At 54.4% G+C, this 6,979-nt stretch carries 5 protein-coding genes; 4 read left to right on the plus strand and 1 reads right to left on the minus strand.

Translation table 11 applies throughout. The features are described 5' to 3' along the window. The first annotated feature begins 153 nt into the window (after nucleotides 1-153). The 4 genes from glmS to C4885_RS14825 all read left to right on the plus strand — a co-directional run bounded on the left by glmS (nucleotide 154) and on the right by C4885_RS14825 (nucleotide 6,735). Nucleotides 154-1,995, plus strand: coding sequence for a glutamine--fructose-6-phosphate transaminase (isomerizing) (gene glmS, locus C4885_RS14810; RefSeq protein WP_114001075.1), 1,842 nt, complete (start codon nucleotides 154-156; stop codon nucleotides 1,993-1,995). Between the two features lie 694 nt (nucleotides 1,996-2,689). Next, the gene (locus C4885_RS14815) at nucleotides 2,690-4,720 is read left to right on the plus strand and encodes a nucleoside-diphosphate sugar epimerase/dehydratase (RefSeq protein ID WP_114001076.1); all 2,031 of its coding nucleotides are present in this window, start codon (nucleotides 2,690-2,692) and stop codon (nucleotides 4,718-4,720) included. Nucleotides 4,721-4,775: 55 nt separating this feature from the next. Next, nucleotides 4,776-5,405, plus strand: coding sequence for a sugar transferase (locus C4885_RS14820; RefSeq protein ID WP_114001077.1), 630 nt, complete (start codon nucleotides 4,776-4,778; stop codon nucleotides 5,403-5,405). A 244-nt stretch (nucleotides 5,406-5,649) separates the two neighbouring features. Continuing rightward, nucleotides 5,650-6,735: a CdaR family transcriptional regulator gene (locus C4885_RS14825; RefSeq protein WP_114001078.1), complete on the plus strand. Its 1,086-nt coding sequence runs from the start codon at nucleotides 5,650-5,652 to the stop codon at nucleotides 6,733-6,735. On the opposite strand, the gene C4885_RS16820 is transcribed toward C4885_RS14825, so the two are convergent. Next, nucleotides 6,698-6,979, minus strand: a 282-nt coding sequence (locus C4885_RS16820; protein WP_207657603.1) for a hypothetical protein, incomplete at its 5' end; no start/stop codon positions are given. The genes C4885_RS14825 and C4885_RS16820 overlap by 38 nt on opposite strands.

The raw sequence follows: 6,979 nt of genomic DNA on the forward strand, positions 1-6,979 counted from the left end.
TTATCGAGCATTTTGGCAACGCAGATGCCGTGCCGCAGCCGCCGAAGCGGTGCTTAAGCCGTAAGGCGGGAATTGTGCGGTGTTGCCTAAAAACAAACCGAACGTAAAATAACATGAAATACACCCAATCCATCAACCAAGGGGGCCAAATATATGTGTGGAATTGTAGGCTTTACCGGCAGCGCACAGGCTGCACCGATCCTGCTGGATGGGCTTTCTAAGCTGGAATACCGCGGGTATGATTCTGCCGGCCTTGCTGTGCAGAACGCCGCCGGCAAAATTGAAGTGGTCAAGGCCAAGGGACGCCTGCGCGTGCTGAGCGAAATGACCGATGAAGGCAAAGCCGTGCAGGGCAGCTGCGGCATCGGGCATACCCGCTGGGCAACCCACGGCGAACCCAGCGTGGTGAACGCACACCCGCATTACAGCCGCGACCAGAAAATTGCGGTTGTGCATAACGGCATTATTGAAAATTACCAGGAACTGAAAACCCGCCTGATCAACAAGGGCTTTACTTTTGCATCCCAGACGGATACCGAGGTAGTGGCCCAGCTGCTGGACTATTACTACACCGGCGTTTCAGCGGGGGACAGCCTGGACGCCATCACCCGCATGATGATGCATGTGCGTGGTTCCTATGCGCTGGGCATCCTGTTTGCAGACCAGCCCGGCGTGGTATACGCAGTGCGGAAAGACAGCCCGTTGATTGTCGGCAAGGCCGAAAACGGCAGCCTGATCGCATCGGACGTTCCGGCTTTGCTGAAATATACCCGCACAGTGTATTACATTGATAACCTGGAAATCGCCCGCCTGACCCCGGACAGTATTGAGTTTTTCAACATTGATAAAGAACCAGTTGAAAAAGAAGCCAGCACCATCGAGTGGGATGCCGAAGCCGCCGAAAAAGGCGGTTACGAGCACTTTATGATGAAGGAAATCCACGAACAGCCCACCGCTGTGCGGGATACCCTCAGCCCCCGCATCAAAGATGGCCGCATTGATCTGAGCGAGCTGGGTCTGGATGAAGAAGCCATCAAAAATGTGCGCCGCATCTATATCATTGGCTGCGGCTCCGCCTACCATGTGGGCGTTGCGGCACGCTATGTGTTTGAAAGCCTGGCCCGCCTGCCGGTGGAGGTGGATGTGGCCAGCGAGTTCCGCTACCGTGACCCCGTGCTGGAGCCGGATTCCATGGCGGTCATTATCAGCCAGAGCGGCGAAACCGCCGATACCCTGGCTGCCCTGCGCGAATGTAAGGAGCGCGGCGTGCGCACCATCGGCATTGTGAACGTGGTGGGCTCTTCCATTGCGCGTGAGGCCGATGCAACCCTGTACACCTGGGCCGGGCCGGAAATTGCCGTTGCCACCACCAAGGCATACAGCACCCAGCTGGCAGCCTGCTACCTGCTGGCGGTCGAATTTGCCCGTGTGCGTGGCAAGATTGAGGAAGAAAAATACGCCGAGCTGGTGGCCGAGCTGCAGATCCTGCCGGATAAGATCGCCAAGACGCTGACGGATAATGAGCGCATCCAGTGGTTTGCTTCCAAGTATGCTTCCGCAAAGGACGCTTTCTTCATCGGCCGCGGGCTGGATTACGCCGTGGCGCTGGAAGGCAGCCTGAAGTTCAAGGAAATCAGCTATATCCACTCGGAGGCTTTCGCTGCGGGCGAGATGAAGCACGGCCCGATCTCCCTGATCGAGAAGAACATGTTGGTGGTGGGTGTGCTGACCCAGCCGGACCTGTACGAGAAGATGGTATCTAACCTGGTGGAAGCCAAGAGCCGCGGCGCTTATATCATGGGCCTGACCACTTACGGCAACTACAGCATTGAAGATACCGCCAACTTTACCGTATATGTGCCCAAAACAGACCCGCACTTTGCCACCAGCCTTTCGGTGGTGCCGCTGCAGCTGCTGGCATACTATGTCAGCTGCGCCAAAGGCCTGGATGTGGATAAACCCCGCAACCTTGCCAAGAGCGTTACGGTTGAATAAATCTTGCGTCAGTTGAAGCAATACTGCTGGCCTGACAAAAATAAACGCTGCATTTTGTGCACTTTTTACTCCGTCTGCCCTGCCGGAAGCAGGACAAACGGAGTAAATTTGTGTTATAATAACAGAAATTATGCAAATACAGTTGCCCGGAGTGGCGAAAATGTGGTAGAATAACTTGCTTTGCCCATAATGCTGCAAGATGTTCTGATAATTACTTTTACTTTTTTGCTTTGATTATCAAATTATAAGCCATAGAACACAAGGCAATACCGCACAATTCCCACCTTACGGCTTAAGCACCGCTCCGGCGGCTGCGGCACGGCATCTGCGTTGCCAAAATACTCGATAATGTCGGGTTGCGGTACCCGCATCGTGCTTCGGGGGCAAAAGCCCCTCGCACTCTGCGACCGCTGCCCCTGCTTCGGTTCGCTGTTTCCGCCACTGGCGGCGCTCACATTTGCAGCATCTAGTATTATCTGCGCTTTTGGCTTAGCAGCTGCCGCACCTCGCTCGCCGTATCGGCACTTAGAATTATGCGGTATTGCCACAAATCAAACAAGATTTGAGAAAATAGAAAAATGCCCGCTGCGCCTTGGTTTTGGAAGGAACGGCCGCGGGCGGCGCAGGCGCTGCGCGGCAGCTGTGCAGGGGACAGCCGGCTGCGACATTATTGAAGAAACAGGAAGATAGTGCAATGAAACAGAAAAACAGGCAACTCATCAACGGCTTGCCGCGCCGCATTTTGTTAATGCTGCTGGACTGCGGGCTGATTGTGTTTTGTTATTATCTGGCAATTCTGCTGCGGTTTGACGGTGAGGATTCCATTGTGCCCGCCGCGGTGCTGCGGGCCGAAGTAATCCGTGCCATGGCTCCCATGCTGCCGTATGTGCTGGTTATTTATATGGTCGTGTTCTGGTTTGGCGGCCTGTATGAGATCATGTGGGAGTATGCCGGCATGCGGGACCTTGCCCGCCTGACCTGTCTATCCGGCCTGGCAACGGGTTTTATCCTGCTGTTTGATCTGATCTTCCGCACCCGCCCCATCAGCGGTACGGTGCTGATTCTGGGCGCAGTGTTCAACACGGCAGCCATTGCGGGCGTGCGCTTTTTGTGGCGCTTTGTGCGCACCGCCACCCGCCTGCGCAAGGATAACCGCGCCAAACAAAAAAGCAACGCCGCCCCGCGGGATGCAACCCCGCTGCTGATCGTCGGCGCTGGCAACGCCGGTGCCTGGGCGGTCAACCTATGCAAAAGCAAAAACTCCAGCTTTGGCAACCCGGTCGTGATCGTGGATGACGACCTGACCAAAAAAGGCCTGCGCGTGCAGGGCGTGCCGGTGCGCGGCACCATTTCGGATATCCCGGAATTGGTGCGCAAGTACCATATTGTGGAGATCATCATCGCCATCACCACGCTGAAAGGCGAGCGCCTGAACGAAGTGATCAACTTGTGCAACTCCACCCATTGCCGCGTGCGGATGCTGTCTGACCCGCAGGCGGTGGATGCCAACGGCAAGCCGGTGGTGGCCGGTCTGCGTGAACTGAACACCTCGGACTTTCTTTCCCGCGATGAAGTGCAGCTGAACAGCGCCCAGATCTCGGAATACCTGCACGACAAGGTGGTTCTGGTCACGGGCGGCGGCGGCTCCATCGGCAGTGAGCTGTGCCGCCAGATCATGCGCTACCGCCCGCGCCAGCTGTTGATTTTCGATATTTACGAAAACTCCGCCTATGAGCTGGAAATGGAGCTGCGCAATAAATACGGTGCAGATATCAACGTTGTCACGCTGATCGGCTCCATCCGCGATATCAAGCGTCTGGATGAAGTGTTTGAAACCTATCATCCATCCGTTGTGTTCCATGCAGCTGCCCACAAGCATGTGCCGCTGATGGAAGTAAGCCCGGCGGAAGCCGTTAAAAACAACGTGTTCGGCACCAAAAACCTGCTGACCAGCGCGGCGGAGCATGGGGTGGAGCGCTTTGTGCAGCTTTCGACCGATAAGGCGGTCAATCCTACCAATGTTATGGGCTGCACCAAACGCATCTGCGAAATGCTGATCCAGACCTTTGCTAAGAACACTTCCATGAAGTGCATGGCCGTGCGCTTTGGCAATGTGTTGGGCAGCCATGGCAGCGTGATCCCGCTGTTTGAAGAGCAGATCAAGAACGGCGGCCCCGTTACCATCACCCACCCGGACATCGTGCGCTACTTTATGACGATCCCGGAAGCTGCCCAGCTGGTACTGCAAGCCGGCGGCCTGGCCCAGAGCGGCAGCATCTATGTGCTGGATATGGGTGAGCCGGTCAAAATCATGGACCTGGCCACCCGGCTGATCCGGTTCTATGGTTATGAGCCGAACGTAAACATGGAAATCAAGGTAACGGGCCTGCGCCCCGGCGAAAAGCTGTACGAGGAGCTGATGCTGGATTCCGAGCAGGACCGCATGACCAAAACCGCCCACGATAAAATCTTTATTGCTCCGCCCATGCAGATTGACCTGGCGGCATTCTATGAGGAGCTGCAGAACCTGCGTCACGATGCGGAGCATAATGACGAGGGCGCGGTGCTCAGCCTGCAGCGCATGGTGGGCACTTATCACCCCAACCGCGTGGTGAACGAGGACCACACCGTAAGCGCCGCCCATGGCAACACTGAAACCATTGATAAGGAAGAGCTGCAAAAGGCGCTGGACGAACAGCATTCCACCCAGCAGAACGCCCAGTGACGGCGGCCTGGCCGGGGCCTGCGGGCGCAAAACCTTCCCCAAGGAGGCTTGACTTATGTATGAATCCTGTATCAAGCGTTTGCTTGACCTGATTTTGTCGCTGGCAGCCTGTGTGGTGCTGGCAATCCCAATGGGAATTATTGCCCTGTGGATCAAAAAAGATTCGCCGGGACCGGTGTTCTTTAAGCAGCGCCGGGTTGGCCGCGGCAAAAAATGCTTTAATATCTTAAAGTTCCGCACCATGCGTGGGGATACCCCCCACGATGTGCCCACCCACCTGCTGAAAAACGCAGACAGCTATATCACCAAAAGTGGGGCGTTCCTGCGCCGCACCAGCCTGGATGAGCTGCCGCAGATCTATAACATTGTGGCAGGGCAGATGTCCATCATCGGCCCGCGCCCGGCGCTGTATAATCAGTATGACCTGATCGCCGCGCGCGATGCCGTGCACGCCAATGACATCCGCCCCGGTCTGACCGGTCTGGCCCAGATCAATGGCCGCGATGAGCTGCCGATTGATGTGAAAGCCCGCTATGACGGTGAGTATGCCGCTGACATCACTTTCCTGAACGATGCAAAAATCTTTTTGCATAGCATTACTTATGTGTTCCAGCGCCGCGGCGTGGTAGAAGGCGGCACCGGCACCATGCAGCAGGCCGAAAACAGCCAAAAAAAGCAGAAATAATCCCTGCTTTGGCAATTTGACCAAATGGAAAACCACTGCAAAACCAACATATTTTGCTAAAAAATCCAAATTGACCAAGAAAATATTGAGTTTTTCGTTGAAATATGTTGCAAAAGTCAACCTGATTGTGTAAAATATACATTGTAGTTAAATCTATTTGTGTCAAAATAACAGCAATGAGCCGATGGGAGCTTCTGTTCGGCCATTGTCAATTTGCATATAAACATGAAGGAGAGGCAGTATTATGGCAAACAGGGTATTCCAGAACGTGGTCTACCAGATGAAGGACGCGATCGACCGCGTGGTAGGCGTGGTGGACGAAACGGGAGCCGTCATCGCCTGCTCCGAGCTGGGGCAGATCGGCGAAATGCGGGAAGGCTTTGCTGTTGCCCGCCTGACGGCCGGGGATGCCTTTGAAAAGGACGGTTATGCCTACCACCAGTTCTCCAACGCAAAACATAACGATTATGCTGTGTTTGTGGAAGGCAACGATCCCACTGCCGCCCAGTTTGCTTCGCTGTTGTCCATCAGCCTGCAGAGCATCAAGCAGTACCACGATGAAAAGTTTGATAAAACCAATTTCATCAAGAATGTGGTGCTGGATAATATCCTGCCCGGTGATATTTACGCCAAAGCGCGGGAGCTGCACTTTGTTTCGGATGTGCAGCGCGTGGTTCTGTTGATCCGCGTTACCTCCGGCAATGATATTTCCGCTTATGATGTGGTCAGCAGCCTGTTCCCGGATAAACAGAAAGACTTCGTGTTCAACATCAGCGAAACAGATACCGTGCTGGTGAAAGAAATCCGCCCTGATAACAATACCCGCGATATGGAAAAGCTGGCAGCTTCCATTGTGGATACCCTGCAGGGCGAACATTATATCAAGGCAGTTGTCGGCATCGGCACCCCCATCAGCAACATCAAGGATCTGGCCTCCTCCTTTAAGGAGGCGCAGATCGCCATGGAAGTTGGTAAGGTATTTGATACCGAAAAGCAGGTCATCAGCTATGATCACCTGGGCATTGCCCGCCTGATTTATCAGCTGCCTACTACCCTGTGCGAAGCATTCCTGCGCGAAGTATTCAAGCAGGACAGCATTGATTCGCTGGACTCTGAAACGCTGTTCACCATCCAGCGCTTTTTTGAGAACAACCTGAACGTTTCCGAAACCAGCCGCGGTCTGTTTGTGCACCGCAACACACTGGTTTACCGCCTGGAAAAGATCAAGAAGCTGACCGGCCTGGATCTGCGCAAGTTTGACGATGCGATTGTGTTCAAGGTAGCCCTGATGGTCAAAAAGTATCTTTCCTCTGACCCTGCCCGTTACTAAAATATCCTATAAGCGCTTTTTCCGCGCCCCCTGCTTGGTGGGCGCGTTTTTTGTTGCAGGTTTGCTGGAAGAGAAGATGAGCGGATAAGTGGAATGCAGGAAAACAAAACGGATGGATGAAGAAAAATAGGAGAGGGGAGAACGGAAAAAGGGGCGGATGAATAAGGGCAATACCGCATAATTCTAAGTGCCGATACGGTGAGCGAGGTGCGGCAGATGCTAAGCCAAAAGCGCAGATAATACT

Source organism: Subdoligranulum sp. APC924/74 (assembly GCF_003324125.1).
Taxonomy (GTDB): domain Bacteria; phylum Bacillota; class Clostridia; order Oscillospirales; family Ruminococcaceae; genus Gemmiger; species Gemmiger qucibialis.

What these genes read in the sequence shown, in the direction of transcription:
- C4885_RS14820 (WP_114001077.1), top strand. Translation starts at nt 4,776, where the DNA reads ATGTATGAATCCTGTATCAAGCGTTTGCTTGACCTGATTTTGTCGCTG.
- C4885_RS14815 (WP_114001076.1), top strand. Translation starts at nt 2,690, where the DNA reads ATGAAACAGAAAAACAGGCAACTCATCAACGGCTTGCCGCGCCGCATT.
- glmS (WP_114001075.1), top strand. Translation starts at nt 154, where the DNA reads ATGTGTGGAATTGTAGGCTTTACCGGCAGCGCACAGGCTGCACCGATC.
- C4885_RS14825 (WP_114001078.1), top strand. Translation starts at nt 5,650, where the DNA reads ATGGCAAACAGGGTATTCCAGAACGTGGTCTACCAGATGAAGGACGCG.